Origin of the sequence: Solidesulfovibrio alcoholivorans DSM 5433 (assembly GCF_000702665.1) — a bacterium.
GTDB lineage: Bacteria > Desulfobacterota > Desulfovibrionia > Desulfovibrionales > Desulfovibrionaceae > Solidesulfovibrio > Solidesulfovibrio alcoholivorans.
Window position 1 is genome coordinate 313,188 of sequence record NZ_JNJA01000001.1, and the last position, 14,863, is coordinate 328,050.

Annotated in this window: 16 protein-coding genes; 5 read left to right on the forward strand and 11 right to left on the reverse strand. The window is 68.2% G+C overall.

Going from position 1 to position 14,863, the window contains the following annotated elements; translation table 11 throughout:
• Nucleotides 1-34: 34 nt before the first annotated feature.
• The 4 genes from Q368_RS0101370 to Q368_RS0101385 all read right to left on the reverse strand — a co-directional run bounded on the left by Q368_RS0101370 (nucleotide 35) and on the right by Q368_RS0101385 (nucleotide 3,240).
• Nucleotides 35-814 (reverse strand): sulfite exporter TauE/SafE family protein, encoded by a 780-nt coding sequence (locus Q368_RS0101370; protein ID WP_029456942.1) that lies wholly within the window; start codon nucleotides 812-814, stop codon nucleotides 35-37.
• A 78-nt stretch (nucleotides 815-892) separates the two neighbouring features.
• Nucleotides 893-1,354: a YbhB/YbcL family Raf kinase inhibitor-like protein gene (locus tag Q368_RS0101375; RefSeq protein WP_029456943.1), complete on the reverse strand. Its 462-nt coding sequence runs from the start codon at nucleotides 1,352-1,354 to the stop codon at nucleotides 893-895.
• Between the two features lie 67 nt (nucleotides 1,355-1,421).
• Nucleotides 1,422-2,696, reverse strand: coding sequence for a class II fructose-bisphosphate aldolase (locus Q368_RS0101380; RefSeq protein WP_029456944.1), 1,275 nt, complete (start codon nucleotides 2,694-2,696; stop codon nucleotides 1,422-1,424).
• Nucleotides 2,697-2,793: 97 nt separating this feature from the next.
• The gene (locus tag Q368_RS0101385; RefSeq protein ID WP_029456945.1) at nucleotides 2,794-3,240 is read right to left on the reverse strand and encodes a hypothetical protein; all 447 of its coding nucleotides are present in this window, start codon (nucleotides 3,238-3,240) and stop codon (nucleotides 2,794-2,796) included.
• 176 nt (nucleotides 3,241-3,416) lie between these two features.
• Here Q368_RS0101385 and Q368_RS0101390 point away from each other — a divergent pair, with 176 nt between their 5' ends.
• The 5 genes from Q368_RS0101390 to Q368_RS0101410 all read left to right on the forward strand — a co-directional run bounded on the left by Q368_RS0101390 (nucleotide 3,417) and on the right by Q368_RS0101410 (nucleotide 9,323).
• Nucleotides 3,417-4,316: a DMT family transporter gene (locus Q368_RS0101390; RefSeq protein ID WP_029456946.1), complete on the forward strand. Its 900-nt coding sequence runs from the start codon at nucleotides 3,417-3,419 to the stop codon at nucleotides 4,314-4,316.
• A gap of 70 nt (nucleotides 4,317-4,386) precedes the next feature.
• Nucleotides 4,387-4,704, forward strand: coding sequence for a flagellar protein FlaG (locus tag Q368_RS23655; protein WP_052359962.1), 318 nt, complete (start codon nucleotides 4,387-4,389; stop codon nucleotides 4,702-4,704).
• 142 nt (nucleotides 4,705-4,846) lie between these two features.
• The gene (locus tag Q368_RS0101400) at nucleotides 4,847-7,012 is read left to right on the forward strand and encodes a sensor histidine kinase (protein ID WP_156955615.1); all 2,166 of its coding nucleotides are present in this window, start codon (nucleotides 4,847-4,849) and stop codon (nucleotides 7,010-7,012) included.
• Entirely contained in the window at nucleotides 7,009-8,193 is a 1,185-nt protein-coding gene (locus tag Q368_RS0101405) for a C40 family peptidase (RefSeq protein WP_029456949.1), read from the forward strand. The genes Q368_RS0101400 and Q368_RS0101405 overlap by 4 nt, the downstream gene beginning before the upstream one ends.
• Nucleotides 8,190-9,323, forward strand: a complete 1,134-nt coding sequence (locus Q368_RS0101410; RefSeq protein ID WP_029456950.1) for a sulfotransferase family protein — start codon at nucleotides 8,190-8,192, stop codon at nucleotides 9,321-9,323. Before Q368_RS0101405 ends, Q368_RS0101410 begins: the two co-directional genes overlap by 4 nt.
• A 14-nt stretch (nucleotides 9,324-9,337) precedes the next feature.
• Here Q368_RS0101410 and Q368_RS0101415 read toward each other — a convergent pair whose 3' ends face one another.
• The 7 genes from Q368_RS0101415 to Q368_RS0101445 all read right to left on the reverse strand — a co-directional run bounded on the left by Q368_RS0101415 (nucleotide 9,338) and on the right by Q368_RS0101445 (nucleotide 14,786).
• Nucleotides 9,338-9,934 carry a hypothetical protein gene (locus Q368_RS0101415; protein ID WP_029456951.1) on the reverse strand — a complete coding sequence of 199 codons (597 nt, stop codon included), beginning with the start codon at nucleotides 9,932-9,934 and terminating at the stop codon, nucleotides 9,338-9,340.
• A gap of 193 nt (nucleotides 9,935-10,127) precedes the next feature.
• Nucleotides 10,128-10,499, reverse strand: coding sequence for a NifB/NifX family molybdenum-iron cluster-binding protein (locus Q368_RS0101420; protein ID WP_029456952.1), 372 nt, complete (start codon nucleotides 10,497-10,499; stop codon nucleotides 10,128-10,130).
• Nucleotides 10,500-10,565: 66 nt separating this feature from the next.
• Nucleotides 10,566-11,207: an HAD family hydrolase gene (locus Q368_RS0101425; protein ID WP_029456953.1), complete on the reverse strand. Its 642-nt coding sequence runs from the start codon at nucleotides 11,205-11,207 to the stop codon at nucleotides 10,566-10,568.
• A 64-nt stretch (nucleotides 11,208-11,271) separates the two neighbouring features.
• Nucleotides 11,272-11,937 carry a trimeric intracellular cation channel family protein gene (locus tag Q368_RS0101430; protein ID WP_029456954.1) on the reverse strand — a complete coding sequence of 222 codons (666 nt, stop codon included), beginning with the start codon at nucleotides 11,935-11,937 and terminating at the stop codon, nucleotides 11,272-11,274.
• Between the two features lie 81 nt (nucleotides 11,938-12,018).
• Nucleotides 12,019-13,242 (reverse strand): sodium:proton exchanger, encoded by a 1,224-nt coding sequence (locus tag Q368_RS0101435; RefSeq protein ID WP_029456955.1) that lies wholly within the window; start codon nucleotides 13,240-13,242, stop codon nucleotides 12,019-12,021.
• Between the two features lie 299 nt (nucleotides 13,243-13,541).
• Nucleotides 13,542-14,249: an SAM-dependent methyltransferase gene (locus Q368_RS0101440; RefSeq protein ID WP_029456956.1), complete on the reverse strand. Its 708-nt coding sequence runs from the start codon at nucleotides 14,247-14,249 to the stop codon at nucleotides 13,542-13,544.
• A gap of 261 nt (nucleotides 14,250-14,510) precedes the next feature.
• Nucleotides 14,511-14,786 carry a CD3324 family protein gene (locus Q368_RS0101445; protein ID WP_043784665.1) on the reverse strand — a complete coding sequence of 92 codons (276 nt, stop codon included), beginning with the start codon at nucleotides 14,784-14,786 and terminating at the stop codon, nucleotides 14,511-14,513.
• Nucleotides 14,787-14,863 lie beyond the last annotated feature (77 nt).

A 14,863-nucleotide genomic window follows, 5' to 3' on the forward strand; every position in this document is an offset into this window, starting at 1 on the left:
GGGCTCCTACTCCCGCCCCCTGCGGCTGTAAAGGTCAGATGACGCCGGCGACGAGCAGGGCGGAAAGCACGAGCAGCATGGCCCCGACCAGGCGGTGCAGGGTTTCGATGGTCATCTTGCGCAAAAGCCGCGCGCCGACAAACGCCCCGGCAAAGGCGCAGGCCGTGGCGGCCGCAAGCAGGCCCAGGTTGCCGGCCACATCCGGCACGGACAGGTGGGAGACGTAGACGGACAGGCGCGTGGCGTCCACCATGCAGGCCACGACCACGCCCGTGGCGATGAACGTCTCCTTGGACAGGCCCAGGCGCAACAAAAAGGCGCTGCGAAACGCGCCCTGGTGCCCGGAAAGGCCGCCGAAAAACCCCGAAACCAGCCCGCCCACGGGCAAAAGGCCCGGCGGCAGGCCCCGGCCCTTGAGCGTATGCGCGATCTCGAGCCAGGAGAAGACGCCGACGAGCAGCCCGACCACGAGCTTGACCGGGGTGACGGCAAGGAAGCGCCCGAACAGGGAATAGGCATAAAGGGGCGGCAGATCGGCAAGCCACAGGAGCAACGCCGCGCCGGCGAAGCTCGCGAACACGGCCGGCAGACCGAACCGCAGACAGGCACGGCGATCGGCCTTGCCCGCGAACAGGGCCAGCTTGAAGAGGTTGTTGGCGAAATGCACGAGCGCGGTCATGGCCACGGCGGCTTCGATGGGAAAAAAGACGGCCATGACCGGGGTGAGGATGGTGCCGAGGCCGAAGCCGGAGAAAAGCGTCAGAGCCGAGGCGGCAAGGGCCGTGGCGCACACGGCGATGAAGGCGGCGGACATCGGGACTCCGGAATCTGTCGTATCGGAGTGGGACGCTACACCGGAATGGCGACGGTCCTGTGACGCCGCAGGCACGCGTCAGCCCCGCCCGTAGCGCCCCATGAGCGTGGCCGAGGCCAGGATGTGTCCCTTGGCGGCGCGCAGGAGCTCGGCCTTGGTCGCGCCGGGCGGCAGGTCGAGCATGGCGTCGAGGGCGTAGAGCGTGAAGAAGTAGCGGTGGACGCCGCTTGGCGGGCAAGGGCCGCCGTAGCCGTAGCACCCCCAGCTGTTGCTTCCCGACAGACTGCCGTCGGGATAGGCCGGGGCCTGGTGCAGGCCCTCGGGCAGGCCGGGCGTGGCCGGGGAAAGGTTGTAGAGCACGAAATGGTCCCAGACCCCGGCCGACGCGTCGGGATCGTCGCAGATGAGGACGAGGCTCGCCGCCTCGGCCGGGACGCCGGCAAAAGCCAGCGGCGGCGACAGGTCCGCGCCGTCGCAGGCGTAGCGCGACGGAATGGGGCCTTCATGGACAAAAGCCGGGGAGGCAAGGGTCATCGCCATGGCTGACTCCTCGTCGCCGCCGGGGGCGGGCCTCCCGGCGGCGACAGTGCGCGGTCGAAAACGCCCTTTAATCGTCGAAATCGCCTTCCGGTCCCTTGTCGCCGCTGATGGACGCCGCGCGTTCGAGAATTTTCTCGCGCGTCCAGGCGGCCGGGTCCTCGATGCGCCCGGCCTTGGGGCCGAGGTCGTAGGTGCCGGCGGCGAGCAGTTCCCCGATGGCCAGGGAGCCGGTGCCGGCGGCGTTGAACACGTCGGTCAGCAGTCCGTAGACGAATTCGGCCACGGCATCGACCATGCGCGCCCGCACGGCGGTGGGCTGGGCAAGGAGTTTTTTCTCAAACACGCAGTTGAGCTTCTTGTAGTCGCCGGCCTTGATGGCCTTGCCGTCGGCGTAGGCGGTCATCTCGGCCCACAGCGCATCGTCCAGGCCCTTTTCCGGTTCCTTGATGAAGGCCCCGGCCGCGTCCATGATGGCGTTGCCGTAGTCGTTGACGGCCACGCCCCAGGAGACCATCTGCAGGGCCGTGGCCACGTTGGCCTTGGTCGTCGCGGTCTTGGCGGCGATTTCCCTGAGCTTTTCCGAGGAGTTGCCCGAGGTGCCGTGCTGGGCACCGGAGATGCCGTAGGGGGTGAGGGCCTCGTGGATGCGCGCGGTCAGGCCCACCTGGATGCCCGTGGCCGAGGCCTCGATGCCATGGGTGGTGCCGTTGTTGAGCGCGATCCAGTCCGGATGGATGTCGTGGGCATTGAGGCCCTTGATGAGGAAAAGCGCCTCCTCGGGCGTGGACAGGCCGGATTTGCCCTTGATCTCGCCGACTTCCGTCTCGTAGCCGGCCCAGGTCGGCACGTAGGGGGCCAGCGCGATGTTGGCCAGCAGGTTTTCCGCGTCGGGCAGGTGGGAGGCGTCGATGGCGATGGAAGTGATGCCGGCCTCGAACAGGGTGGGGATCTCCACCTGGGCCTCGGCCACGTCGCCGGGCTTCTTGATGCCGTAGTGGTCGGCGTGGATGGCCACGGGCACGGTGACGCCCAGCTCGTTGGCGGCCTGGTCGGCCTGGCGGGCGATGTTCCACATGTTGACGTCGCAGTAGTTAGATTCGGAGCGGGCGATTTCGAGGATGATGGCCGCGTCCGCGCGCTGGGCGGCGAGCAGCGCCCCGCGCAGCACGAAATTGCTGCGGGCGTTGCCCGCGATGGTCATGGCGTGGCCTTTCTTGCGCATGGCCCGGTCGATGGCCTTGCCGCTGACGAGCAGCGCCCGCGAATTGGGGAAGAGCTTCTTGATGTTGGGCGGACGGCCGACGGCCAGGGCCTGTTCGAAAGCGGTATCGGGCTTGGTCATGCATTCCTCCTGGGCTTCATGCCGGGCCGTGGCCCGGGGCGCGGACGGGCGTATCCGGTGTCGCTGCGCCGTTTGGTGATTCCATGCGCCGCGCGTTTCAAAACGGCGCGAAAAGGTCCTTGATGCCGTGGCGCTCGAGGATGGCCGCGGCGGCGGGATCGTTCGCCGTGGCGGCGAGCAGGGCGGCCACGGACGGGGCCAGCAGCGACCGCACGGCGGGGTAGCTGATGCCGGCCAGGCGTTCGGCCAGGGCCGTCAGGCGCGCCAGGTTGGCGTCGGCGGGCGCGGACCGGCAGCGGCCCAGGATGTCGCAGGACACCACGTCCTCGACGCTTGCCGCCGGCAGTTCGGCCACGTAGACCGCGCCGCCGCACACGGCGCAGGTCACTTCGCCCGGCGCGGTCGCGGCGACGGGCAGGGTCCACTGGGAAGTGGTATTGCCGCAGGCGTCGAATTTCCGCATGTGGAAGAAAACGCTTTCCGCAGCCCAGCCGAAATCGGCATGACTGGGGTCGTTGATGCAAAAAAGCTTGCGCGACAGCATACTCGCTCCTTTTGCCCGGATGCCGGGCGCACTCTTTCCCGCATAGTACGAGCCGGCGAAACAATCAATAAACGCGGCCCGGTTTCCCTCACGTCACAAGGTTTTTCCCTTTTGTTTACGGCCTGATTCTGCTACCGCATGCCTCGCCCGGCCGAACCCGTCCGGAGGGAGCCCGCATGTCCGGATACGTCTACGTCCTTGTCGCCGCCTCGCTTTGGGGGCTCATCGGCCCGTTGTCCAAACTGAGCTTCGCCGCCGGCATGGACACGGTGGAAGTGGCGTTTTGGCGCACCACCTTGGCCTGGTTCTTTTTCGCCGGCCAGGCCATGTGCGCCCGGGAAGTCCGCATCGCCCCGCGCGACCTGCCGGCCGTGGCCGGATTCGGCGTGGCCGGCATCGCCGGCCTGTTCGGCGCGTACGTCGTGGCCGTCGAGGCCGGAGGCGCGGCGTTGGCTTCGGTGCTGCTCTATACCGCCCCGGCCTGGGTGGCGCTCCTCTCCTGGCTGTTCCTCAAGGAGCCCATGGGCGGCTTCAAGCTCGCGGCCGTGGCGGCCACGGTCCTCGGCGTGGCCGGGGTGAGCCTGGGACCGGGGTTTTCCGGAGAAGCCGCCTGCGGCGGCAAGGCCATCTTCTTTGGCCTGCTCTCCGGTGTGACATACGCTTTGTATTACATCTTCGGGAAGTACTACCTTTCCCGCTACCGCACACCCACGCTTTTCCTCTACGCCCTGCCCGTGGGCTCCCTGACCCTGCTGCCGTTCGTGCATTTCACGCGGCCGACCCTGGCCGGGGCCGTACCCTGCCTGCTGCTGGCCATTTTCTCCACCTACGGCGCGTATTCGATTTATTACGCGGGCCTCAAGCGCCTGGAAGCCACGCGGGCGGCCGTGGTCGCCACCCTGGAGCCGGTCATCGCCGCCGTGCTCGCCTACGCCATGTTCGGCGAGCGCTTCAGCTTCGTGGGCTACCTGGGCGCGGGGCTCATCATCGGTTCGGTGCTGCTCACCATCTGGGACGGGGCCAGGGAGCGCTTGCGCGCGCCGCTGCCCGGCCAGGCGGACTCCCGCGCAGGCTAAAGAAGGGCCGCGCCAGGGTCGATGAGGCGTACAGGGGGATTTTCGCACAGGTCCCGGAGCGTGCCGCCGCATGAACGAAATCGATCTCAACGCCACGCTGGGCGGAGCCGAGTCGGCCGCAAAGACCGAAGCGTCCGCCGCGCGCCAGGAAGCGCACGTCGCCGCGATGTCCCGCGAGCCCGACCGCGACACCGTGCGCGTGGAGGCGCTTGCCAAGGCCACGGCCTCGCGCCTGGTCACCGACGAGGCCACGCGCGTGGTGCAAGTCGAGATCCTCGACCCGGCGACCCGCAGGGTGCTGCGCGCCTTTCCGGACGACGACTGGCTCAAGGTGGTGCGCGCGCTGCAAGCCATGGCCGGCGAGGCCATCGTGGACAAAAAGACCTAGGCCGGCCCACCCGTTCCCAACGCGCCTTCCTTGCCGGCTCACCCATTTTCCCTTAAATTAATATCGGATCACCCACGAAGACGGCTTGTGCGGCGTCAACGTCATCCTGTCACCTCAACCCCGTTTTGTTCGCGACGCCGCCATGTCCACAACCGCCTCCCCTGCCCCGCGCCCTTTTCCCCTGCGCCAGGCCGCGCTGCTCATCGCCGTGGCCACGCTCCTCTACGTCATCCTCGGCATGCTGCTCCTGGCCGCCAAGGGCAATGCCAAGCGCTTCCGTGACGACCTCATGGAAGCCGGCGCGCGCATCGACGACATCCGGCTGGTTTCGGAAAAAATGCACGCCCAGGCCCTGCTCGCCGCCGCGACCGGGGAGCAGATCTTCGCGGCCCGCCATGCCGAGAGCGTCCAGGCACTCCCGCGTTGGATCGAAGAGCTGGCCCGGCTGGAGCGGCATTCCCGCGTGCCGGTGCAGGCGACCGCCCTGGACCGGCGCCTCCAGGCCGTGGCCGCCACGCAGCGCAAGGCCCTGGACGCCGCCGTGCAAGGCGATCTGCCGGACGCCTGGGCGCAGTTGCGCAGCCTCGGCTACGAAAACGCCCAGGCCGCCCTGCGCCATTGCCTCGACGACTGCGATGCGGCGGTCAGCCGGCGCGCCGACGAAGCCCTGGCCCGACAGGGCCGCTATACCCGGATCGCCCTGTGGTGCCTGGCGCTTTTCACCCCGCTTTTCGCCTGCGCCGGCGCGCTGTTCGTGCGCCGCGCCCGCCGCGACGCCGCCGCGAGCGTCGCCGCCCAGGCGGCGCTTGCCGATTCGGAACGGCGCTTCCGCGACACCTTCGAGCTGGCCGCCGTGGGCATCGCCCATGTGAGCCTCGACGGACGTTTTCTGCGCGTCAACGAGCGTTTCTGCGCCATTACGGGCTACAGCGCCGACGAACTGACGCAAACCGGGTTCGCGGCCATCACGCACCCCGAGGACATCGAGTCGGACATGGAACTCGTGCACCGCCTCCTCGCCGGCGAGATCGACACCTTCTCCAGGGAAAAACGCTACCTGCGCAAGGACGGGAACACCGTCTGGGTGACCATCACCGTGTCCCTGGCCCGCGATGCAGACGGCCGGAAACTCCACTTCATTCCCGTCATCGAGGACATCAGCGCCCGCAAAGCGGCCGAAGCGGCGGCTCACGAAAGCGCCGCGACCCTTGCCGCGCTTCTCGACGCCACCACGGACCGCGTCATCCTGGCGGATGCCACGGGCACGGTCCTGGCCGTGAACAAGGCCTCGGCGGAAAGCCTCGGCCGCGCCGCAAGCGACATGGTCGGCCGCAACTTCACGGAACTGTTCGGCGACGCCCTGGCCGCTTCGCGCCTCATGCGACTGCGCCGGGCCATCACCGCGGGGCGCATCCTGCGCTTCACCGACGAACGCGACGGCGTGGTGCTCGACAACATCGTCGCGCCTTTGCCCGGCCGCGAAGGCGCGCCGGGCAGAGGCGCGCTTTTCGCCCGCGACGCCACGGCGCTCGTACGGGCCAGGGAGGAGGCCGAAGCGGCCAACCAGGCCAAAAGCCGCTTCCTGGCCAACCTCAGCCACGAACTCCGCACGCCCTTAAACGGCATCTTCGGCATGGCCCAGGTCATGGCCGGACTCAACCCCGACGACGCCCAGCGCCAGTGCCTGGACGACATCGCCAGCGCCTCCGCCACCCTGCTCGCCCTGATTGACAACCTCATCGAACTGTCCCTGCTCGAAACCGGGCAGACGACCTGCGAACCGGACCTCTTCGCCCTGGCCGACATCCTCGAAGCCGTGGCCGCAACCCTCGCCCCCCAGGCCGCAGAAAAGCACCTGTCCTTCGCGACCACGCTTGCGCCCGACGTGCCGCCGCTGGTGCGGGGTGACGGCGGCAAGCTGCGCCGCATCCTGCACATCCTGGGCGACAACGCCGTCAAATTCACGCAGCAGGGCGGCGTGACCATGGTACTGCGCTGCTGCGACGCCTGCCCGGCCGAGGAAAGCACGGTCCCGACCGTGACCCTCGCCTGCGTCGTTGCCGATACCGGCATCGGCATCCCCCCCGAGGAGCAAACCCGCATTTTCGACAGCTTCACCCAGGCCGACGGCTCGGCCACCCGCCGTTTCGGCGGCTCCGGGCTCGGGCTCGCCATCGCCCGCCGCCTGGCCCGGTTGCTTTGCGGCGACATCACCGTAGAGAGCCGTCCCGGCCAGGGCAGCGTCTTCACCTTGACCGTCCTCCTCGAACGGCCGTCGCCTGCCGCGGGCGACGGCCCCGGGCAATGAGCGCGTCCGCGCCGGGCCTGTCCCCGGCGGCACGTTTTGCACACGACATGGCCGTGCTGCGCCAGGGGGGGCTCTCCTGCGCAGGCAAGGCCCCTGCCCGCCCATCGCCGACACCCTACCGGCCGCGCACCGGCGACGTGGTGCTGCGGCTTCTGGCCCTGCCCGAATCCCTGGGCCTGGCCTCGGCCAACCTGTCGGGCTATTCGCACTGCGGCGTTCTGCACGTCCGCGACGGCGCGCCTTTCGTGGACGACTGCTACCCGCTCAGGGGAGACCGCCAGGGCGTCATGCGGCGCACGCCATTTTCCGCCTGGACCGCGAGCGAAGCCGGCGCGCCCGTGCTGCACTGGCTTGCATTGCGCCGCCCGGACATGGACGAGGCCATGGCAGGCAGCGTCCTCGACGCCCTGGCCGGCCGGGAACTGCGCTTTTCCCTGATCCTTGAAAGCCACGACGCCCTGAGCGAAGGCGGCGCAACCGCCAACTGCTCGGCCTTTGTCCGGGCCTTTCTCGAGGCCATGGGCGTGGACTGCGCGCCGGGCGTGCGGGCCGCGACCGTGACCACCACGGTGCTGACGCGCTTTTTCTTCCTCGCGCGAAACGGCTTCTACGACGCCGCACCGGGCAATGCCGGCGGCGATTTCTACGCCCTGGCGCAGGCCCATGGCCTTACGGCCTTCGCCGCCTGTCCCCATGCCACGTTGCCGCCGGGGTTCGCCGAACTGCTGCCCGAGCTTGTGCCCGCAGCCTATGTCCAGGGCGCGGATGTACCGGCCGCCACGCGCCGTTTCGCGCTCGACGCCTACGCGCGCACAGCACCGACCCTGCGCGCGGCCCTGGCCTGTCACGGACTTTCGCCAGAAGCCGCCCTGGCCTGGCTCGGCCGCGCCGACGCCCGGGGGCTTTCGCCCCTCGTCCGCGCCCTGCCCCGCGCCCTTCCCGTGCACGGCGCGGACCTCGCCGTCGGCGCGCTCCTGGCACTGGCCGCCACGCCCGCGCCCTACGTGGCCATTCCCCTGGCCGTGCATTTCGCCTTCACCCGACCCGGGCCGCTGGGGGAGCTCTTGCAGCGCGCCCTGTTGCGTTTTGCGCCCCGGGCCGCCGCCCTGGCCCGGCGCGCCCGGCTCGGGCCGTTTCGCCTCTTTGACGCCATGCCCGAACCGGAGGGGAAAAAGCCATGACCACCCGCTACGCCAACCTGCTCTCGCGCCTGGCGATGCGAAACGGCTTCAGCTACCAGTTCGCCTTCCCGATCCTCGACAACAGCCGCCTCCTGCGCCGCCTCGCCATTCTCGAACGCTTCGTGCCGCGACCCCGCCTTGAGCCCGTGCGCGAGCCTATCTTCGTGATCGGGTTGCCGCGCACCGGCTCGACCTGGCTGCAGACGCTCCTTTGCGCCCACCCGGACGTGGCCTACGTCACGCACTTCGCCCACCACACCGCGCCGTACTTCCGCGCGGCCACCCTGCTCGCCCGGCTGCTGCATCTCGATGCCAGCGGCGAACGCTTCATCGGCGATTCCGTGGTCCACTCCCTGCATAGCCCCTCCGAGGGGACGCTGCTGTGGGGCGAATGGTTCGGCATGGACCCGGCCTGCCTGACGTACGACCCCTTCACAGCCGCCGACCTCGGTCCACAGACCGTGGCGGAGATCAAGGAGACTCTGGCGCGCGTGACGGCGCTTTTCGGGCCGGGCAAGCGGTTTTTTGCCAAAAACCCGGCGTTTATCCCCTACACCCCGGCCCTGGCCGGGATGTTTCCGGACGCGCGATGCATCCACCTCGTGCGCGACCCCCGGCCCACGGCCAACTCCATGGTCAAATTGCTGCTGGCCTGCCGCGCGCAGCTTGGCCGCATCAACGCCTCGGGCAAACCGCTCGCCATGCGCCTGACCGACTTCGTGCCCTACCCGCGCCTGCCGCGCCTGGCGCAGTACGTGGCACGCTTCGGGGCCGACGACGTGCGCGCCACGGCGCGGCTGTGGCGCGACGCGACGCACTTCATGGAAGCCCTGGCCCCGGAGGTGCCCCACATGCTCACCGTGCGCTTCGAATCCGTGCTCGCCGACCCGGCCGGGTCCATGGCGCGCATCCTCGATTTCTGCCGGCTGCCACCGTTGCCGGCCGATTCCCCGGCCATGGCGGCGCTTTTCAAGCAAACGGGCAAGGTGGCCCACGTCAATGCCTACGGGGAGTACGACCTGATCGCGGACATCTGTCGCGAGGGCATGCCCCTTCTCGGCTACGACCCGGACCGGCCTGTCGGGACGGTGCTGCCGGCGGGCGCGCCGGCGTTTAGGGAGATGGTGTAAGGGAAACGCGCGCCTCAGCGACCCCGGCCGCGCAGGTCGTCGAAGCGGCGGCGCACGGTTTCCACGCGCTCGCGGTAGGCGGCGGCGTCGCCGTACTCCAGGAAGAAGCGGTAGCGGGAATGGGGGGAACGCGGCGTGCGGGCATGGCGCACCGGGCACCAGTACTGCTCGGTGCGGCCGGCGACCTCGCGCACGAACCCGAGCAACCCGTTGAAATAGCCGCAATAGACGCAGTTGAGCTTCTCGATCCAGTTGAGATAGGCCAGGGCTTGGCGGTCGATGACGATATAGTCGCCGCGCCGGACCTTGGGGATGCCGTAGATGGGGAAGCAGACCCACTGGTAGACGGTCACGGTCAGGTCCATGAGCAGGGCCGGGAGGACCGCACCCCAGATGACGGGAATGGTCAGGATCATGAGAAAGCCGGACTCGTAGACATACGCGGCCCATTTCGTGGCCAGCAGGCGATGCTGCTTTTTGATCTCGCGGGTGAAGCGGACCTTTTTGCGCTCGATGGTGTAGCGCACTTCCTCCCCGACCCGGTCGAATTCCTCGGCCAATTCCTTTTCCAGGGCTTCCAGGCGCTCGGTGATGTCGTCGATTTTGGTCACGTCGGCTCCCCTTTGTCTGTACCAGTTTCCGGCGCGCCCGGCGCGGGGCGCGGCCCCGGACTTCCCGAGACCGCGCGCGAGGCCCCTGCTTTTGCGTTCCTAAAAAAAATACGTCAGTATTTTTAGGGGAAAAGCATCATACGAGGAGGATGTTGTCCTCAAAAAAACATACTTTTTTATTGAGGACGCGACACTACTGCAACGGGTGCAGGCACTCGTGGCCGTGGGACTGGCACAGCTCGTCCTTGTCCTTGAGCGTGCCGGCGAGGAAAGCCGCGGCCGCTTCGCGCACGGGGCCCGATGCGCCGCGCACCACGGTGAGCCCGGCCCGTCGCAGCTTGTCCGCCGCGCCCTGGCCCATGTTGCCGGCAATGAGCGCCGAAACGCCCATGCCGACCAGCGTCTCCACCAGGTTCGAGCGGCAGCCGCACTCGGCCGGCGGCGCGAAGGTCTCTTCGCTCACCACGGCCTTGTTCTCACTCACGGTCAGCACCGTGAAATAGCCGCAGTGGCCGAAATGTTCGTCCACCAGGCCGTCACGGGAAGGAATGGCGATCTTGGTCATGGTTGACTCCTTTCGATTTCCAGGCGCCACATAGCGGAATACGGCCGGAGGCGAAAGCCCCGGGCGTCAGTCCGATGTCGGGGCCACGCAGGCTCCGGCGAAGCCGCCCATGGCGGTAAGCGCCCGGGCCGTGGACGCGGCGTCCGTGTGGACCACGCTCCGGATGCCGAGCCCCGACGCCACTTCCACGAACATGGGCCGGTCGTCGATGTAGGCCGCGGTTTCGGGCGCGGCCTGGGCGATGTCCAGGGCCAGGCGGAAAATTTCCGCATCGGGCTTGCGCCGGTGCACGAAGCACGAGGACACGAAGGCGTCGATGAAGCAGTCCAGGCCAAAGGCGCGGATGCGGTGCAGGTTGAGTTCGCGGCCCTCGTTGTTGACGGCCACGATGCGGATGCCGTGGCGCGCCTTCACGTCGCGCAGGTAGTCGAGCATCTCCGGCAGGGGCTGCGAGCGGGCGTACATGAAGGCCTTGAACTCGTCCCGACCGAAGGAACGCGGCGCGTAGAACACCGTGCGGTCGAGGTACTCGTCCAGGCTGAGGCGGCCTTCCTCGTAGGCGTCGAAGGTCAGGTGGTGGCGTTCGTCCACCTCGCCGTGGTCCAGGCCGTAGGTGTCGCAGGCCAGACGCCGGGCGGCCCGGTCCCAGCCGTTGGTGAGCATCACGCCGCCGACGTCGCAAAAAAGGGTGCTGACAGGCTGTGGCATCTTCGCCCTCCTTTGCCGCGCGGGGCGGCAGGAAGGCACGATAGCATCCCTTGCGGGCCGCGCGTCAAGCGATGGGCGGCCGGCGGCGCGCGCGGAAAAGGCCCGTGGCACGCACGGGCGTGGTGCGCCAGTTGCGGGTGATGGCCAGCATGCGCAGCATGAACGTGACGCCGATGGCCCCCAGGGCCGCGGCCAGGGGCGGCAGGGCGTCGCTTTGACGCAGCAAGGGATAGGTCAGGCAGCCGATCAGCGCGGCAAAGGCGTAGAATTGCCCGGGCCGGAACACGAGTGGCTCCTCGCCGGTCAGCACGTCGCGCAGGATGCCGCCGCCGCAGGCGTTGACCGTGCCGACCAGCACCGCCGGGGCGAACGCCAGGCCAAACGCCAGGGACTTCTCCATGCCGACCACGGCGTAGGCCCCCAGGGCCGCCGCGTCCACCACGGCCACCAGACGCTGGGACAGCACGGCCCGCCGGCCGAAGACCAGGCAGGCCGCCGCCGCCGCCGCCACGGCCAAAAGGTAGTCCTGGTTGCGCACCACGGCAGGCACGCCGGCCTGGAGGAAGATGCCGTCGCGTATCAGTGCCCCGCCCACGCCCGTGGCCAGCGACAGCCCAAGCAGGCCGACGAGGTCGAACTCGCGGCGGATGGCCTCGATGGCCCCTGTGGCGGCCATGAGAAACACGGCGAACAGGTCGAGGTAAAGCGGCAGTTCGAACCCCTGGGTCATGGCGTAGCCTCCCTTGCGCGCGCCCGCCCCGGACGGGGCGTCCGGGGCGGGCGGCTCACATAGGGCCGGCGCTGTCCCGCGTCAAGAGGCGTCGCGGCTGTTTCGCCGCACCAGGGCCGCAAGCTGCGGGGCGATGCGCGGCAAAAGCAGCACGAAGGCCCCCATATACAGGAACGTGAAGAAGAAGTGGACCTGCGCGCCGTCCACATGGCCCGGCAAAAGCCGCCAGAAGGCTCCGGGGACGGCCGGGGCCAGGAACTGGCCGCAAAAAAGCCCGAACAGCAGCATGGCCCCGCGGATGTCCAGGCGCAGTCCGGCAAGAAGGCCCACGGCCAGCAGCGACTGGGCGGCGGTGAGCAGGACCTCATGCATCTGCATGCCGTCCAGGGGCATGGGCGTGGCGAAGGAGCCGGAGGAGACGCCGTAGACGCCCGGGATCATACCCACGAGCAGCGTCCACTGGTTGAGCTTGGAAGAGATGAGGCTCCCAAGCGCCATGCCGGCCATGCCGCGCAGGGCGAACATGATGGCGACGATGAATTCCGGGGCCTCGGAGGCGATGGGCGCGAGCCACTGCACGAGCAGGAATTCGCTCACGCCGAACATCCGGCCCGTGGCCACGAGACCTTCGCTGAAATGCTCGGCGTTGGCCACGATGACCCCGGCGGCGAAGAGGAACAAGGCGGCCGTGGCCAAGCGGCGGCGTCCGACCGTAAGCCGGGCCAGACAGGCGGCCACGCCCTCGAGTTCCGGTTCCTCGCACTCGCGCCGGGCGGCGATGGCGATGTAGACGACGTAAAGGCCGATGAGCACCGCGCCATCCACCCAGGTGAGCGTGCCCGAAAGGGGAATGCTCATGGCGTAAGCCGTGGCCAGCCCCAGGAAGAGCACCTCCGTGCGCCGGGCCGGCTCCAGGATGACGGGCCGGCGCGTGCGCCACCACACGACCAGGGCCACGGCGGTCCAGGCCACGCCGATGAGCAGGCGGTTGGCGCCGGTCATGTTGGCAATGGCGAAGTGGGCGTAGTCGGAATCGGGATGCTGGCCGGCCATCCAGGTGAAATACATGTCCACGGCGTATTCCGGCAAAACCGCGATGAGCGCCACCACGGCCAGGGCCAGGGCCTGCGGGATGTCGTGCTGGGCCACGTCGCAGGCCCACAGGAGCAGGAAGGACGCGCCGAGGATGGCCACGCCGGACACGGCGGCGGCCGCGGGCGGCGTCATGGGCACGGACAGCAGGGAACAGGTCAAGCCGGGCAGACAGGCGGCCGCAGCCAGCCACAGGGGAAGCAGTTTGCGCATCGTTGCTCCGCAAGCGGGCCCCGAGGGGCCTCGGTTTTGCGCGGCCGGAAAAAAAAGACCTCGGCACGCGCATGCATGCCAAAGGTCTTGCCGATCGATTCCGGGAACCGACGACAGGGCCAGGCGGCGGTTATGCCGCAGGGATGTTGACCCTGTCCGAGACAGCTACTCCCCTTTGGAGGTCTTCAAGATAAGCCGCATCGCCCATGGCGTCAAGCCGATCGAGGCGGCAGGGGACCGTCCCCGCCGCCGGGACCCCGGGCGGTCCCGGCGACAGGGAAACGACCTCCCGGCCGGCGCTACACGACCCGCGCGAGGATGCCGATCGTGTCGAAGTACTTGCCGGCCTCGGCGCGCATCATGTCGCGGTCGCGCACCGCGTAGGGGTTGTCGGACTTGAGCCAGTCGCGCCAGGCCACGTCATGGCAGGCCATGGAAAAACAGTCCTCCAGCCTGACGGCGGACGAGCGCCCGAAGAGGTCCGCCCACCAGGCGACGGTGTAGAAGTTGATGTCCTCCTGCCAGTACGGACACAGTTCCTCGGGCACGCCGCCCGTGAAGTCCTCCTTCAGGCCCGGGACCGCGATGGCGATCAGGCCGCCGGGACGCAGAAACGGCGTCAGGTGCGTCTCCAGGAAGCCGTCCCTGGCTCCGAAATAGAGGTAGGCGTCCAGGCAGAAAACGGCGTCGAAATAGCCCCGGGCAAAAGGCAGGGCGTCGGCTTGCCCATGCACGGGAACGACCCTGTCCTCGAAATGCTGCCGGCAAAACCGCTCATGGTTGTCCGTGGCGTCGATCCACAGATCGTAGGCGAAGATCCGCGCCGACGACCGCGAAGCCAGGTACATGGAGGATAGGCCCGTGCCGCAGCCCAGGTCCAGCACGCGCCGGGCATCCTTGATATCGACCCTTTCCAGCAATTCCCCGGCCCAGCGCAGGCAGTTGGGGCCCATCATGTTTTGCAGCACAAAGGAAGTTTCGAAAATAGCGGTTTCAATGCGTTCCATACCGTCCTCGCAATGTTGGATTCGGGGACAGCATAGCAGATGCCCCGTCCGGGGAAACCTCCTTTCCTCTTGCGAAACGAAGACGCGACAAGGCGACGCTTCCGCCTCGGGTCAAACGGCGGGCAAACGGGCTTGCGGCAATGCGGCCGGAGCCCAAGCGCGGTGACGGCCGCCGGGCGCTGGGGCTTCCGGGGTGCCTGTGCGGCCAAGGGCAGGCGTAAAAAAAGCCCGCCTTGGGACCAAGGCGGGCGTGGACTCGCTCTAACCCGTGTCTTTCACGGCAAGAATCTTATAAACGGTTTTGGGCGACAAGCAGTAGGACGTAGCGATGACCTCGACAGGCGTTCCGCGCAGGTATTTTTCGCGGATCGCGGCATTGCGGGCGCGCAAAAGCGTCCGGGCGTCGTTGCCTTCGCCCCAGCGCCGCCTGTTTTCCTCCTTGCGGGGGATGTACAGGTATGCGCCATCGACATGGTTTTGTATCGCTTCAAGCAGCTGCGCGGGCAGCACCTCGCTTGCGTTGGTATATGCCATCATGCTCCCCCCTAAAATATATTTTAGGATCGAGCAAAGGCCACCCCATTTTCTTTAGTCGAGCATGCGATAGCCTTTGC

Bases quoted from the DNA above. Each gene is read 5' to 3' on its own strand.
- Q368_RS0101370 (WP_029456942.1), bottom strand. From the start codon at position 814: ATGTCCGCCGCCTTCATCGCCGTGTGCGCCACGGCCCTTGCCGCCTCG.
- Q368_RS0101375 (WP_029456943.1), bottom strand. From the start codon at position 1,354: ATGGCGATGACCCTTGCCTCCCCGGCTTTTGTCCATGAAGGCCCCATT.
- Q368_RS0101380 (WP_029456944.1), bottom strand. From the start codon at position 2,696: ATGACCAAGCCCGATACCGCTTTCGAACAGGCCCTGGCCGTCGGCCGT.
- Q368_RS0101385 (WP_029456945.1), bottom strand. From the start codon at position 3,240: ATGCTGTCGCGCAAGCTTTTTTGCATCAACGACCCCAGTCATGCCGAT.
- Q368_RS0101390 (WP_029456946.1), top strand. From the start codon at position 3,417: ATGTCCGGATACGTCTACGTCCTTGTCGCCGCCTCGCTTTGGGGGCTC.
- Q368_RS23655 (WP_052359962.1), top strand. From the start codon at position 4,387: ATGAACGAAATCGATCTCAACGCCACGCTGGGCGGAGCCGAGTCGGCC.
- Q368_RS0101400 (WP_156955615.1), top strand. From the start codon at position 4,847: ATGTCCACAACCGCCTCCCCTGCCCCGCGCCCTTTTCCCCTGCGCCAG.
- Q368_RS0101405 (WP_029456949.1), top strand. From the start codon at position 7,009: ATGAGCGCGTCCGCGCCGGGCCTGTCCCCGGCGGCACGTTTTGCACAC.
- Q368_RS0101410 (WP_029456950.1), top strand. From the start codon at position 8,190: ATGACCACCCGCTACGCCAACCTGCTCTCGCGCCTGGCGATGCGAAAC.
- Q368_RS0101420 (WP_029456952.1), bottom strand. From the start codon at position 10,499: ATGACCAAGATCGCCATTCCTTCCCGTGACGGCCTGGTGGACGAACAT.
- Q368_RS0101425 (WP_029456953.1), bottom strand. From the start codon at position 11,207: ATGCCACAGCCTGTCAGCACCCTTTTTTGCGACGTCGGCGGCGTGATG.
- Q368_RS0101430 (WP_029456954.1), bottom strand. From the start codon at position 11,937: ATGACCCAGGGGTTCGAACTGCCGCTTTACCTCGACCTGTTCGCCGTG.
- Q368_RS0101435 (WP_029456955.1), bottom strand. From the start codon at position 13,242: ATGCGCAAACTGCTTCCCCTGTGGCTGGCTGCGGCCGCCTGTCTGCCC.
- Q368_RS0101440 (WP_029456956.1), bottom strand. From the start codon at position 14,249: ATGGAACGCATTGAAACCGCTATTTTCGAAACTTCCTTTGTGCTGCAA.
- Q368_RS0101445 (WP_043784665.1), bottom strand. From the start codon at position 14,786: ATGATGGCATATACCAACGCAAGCGAGGTGCTGCCCGCGCAGCTGCTT.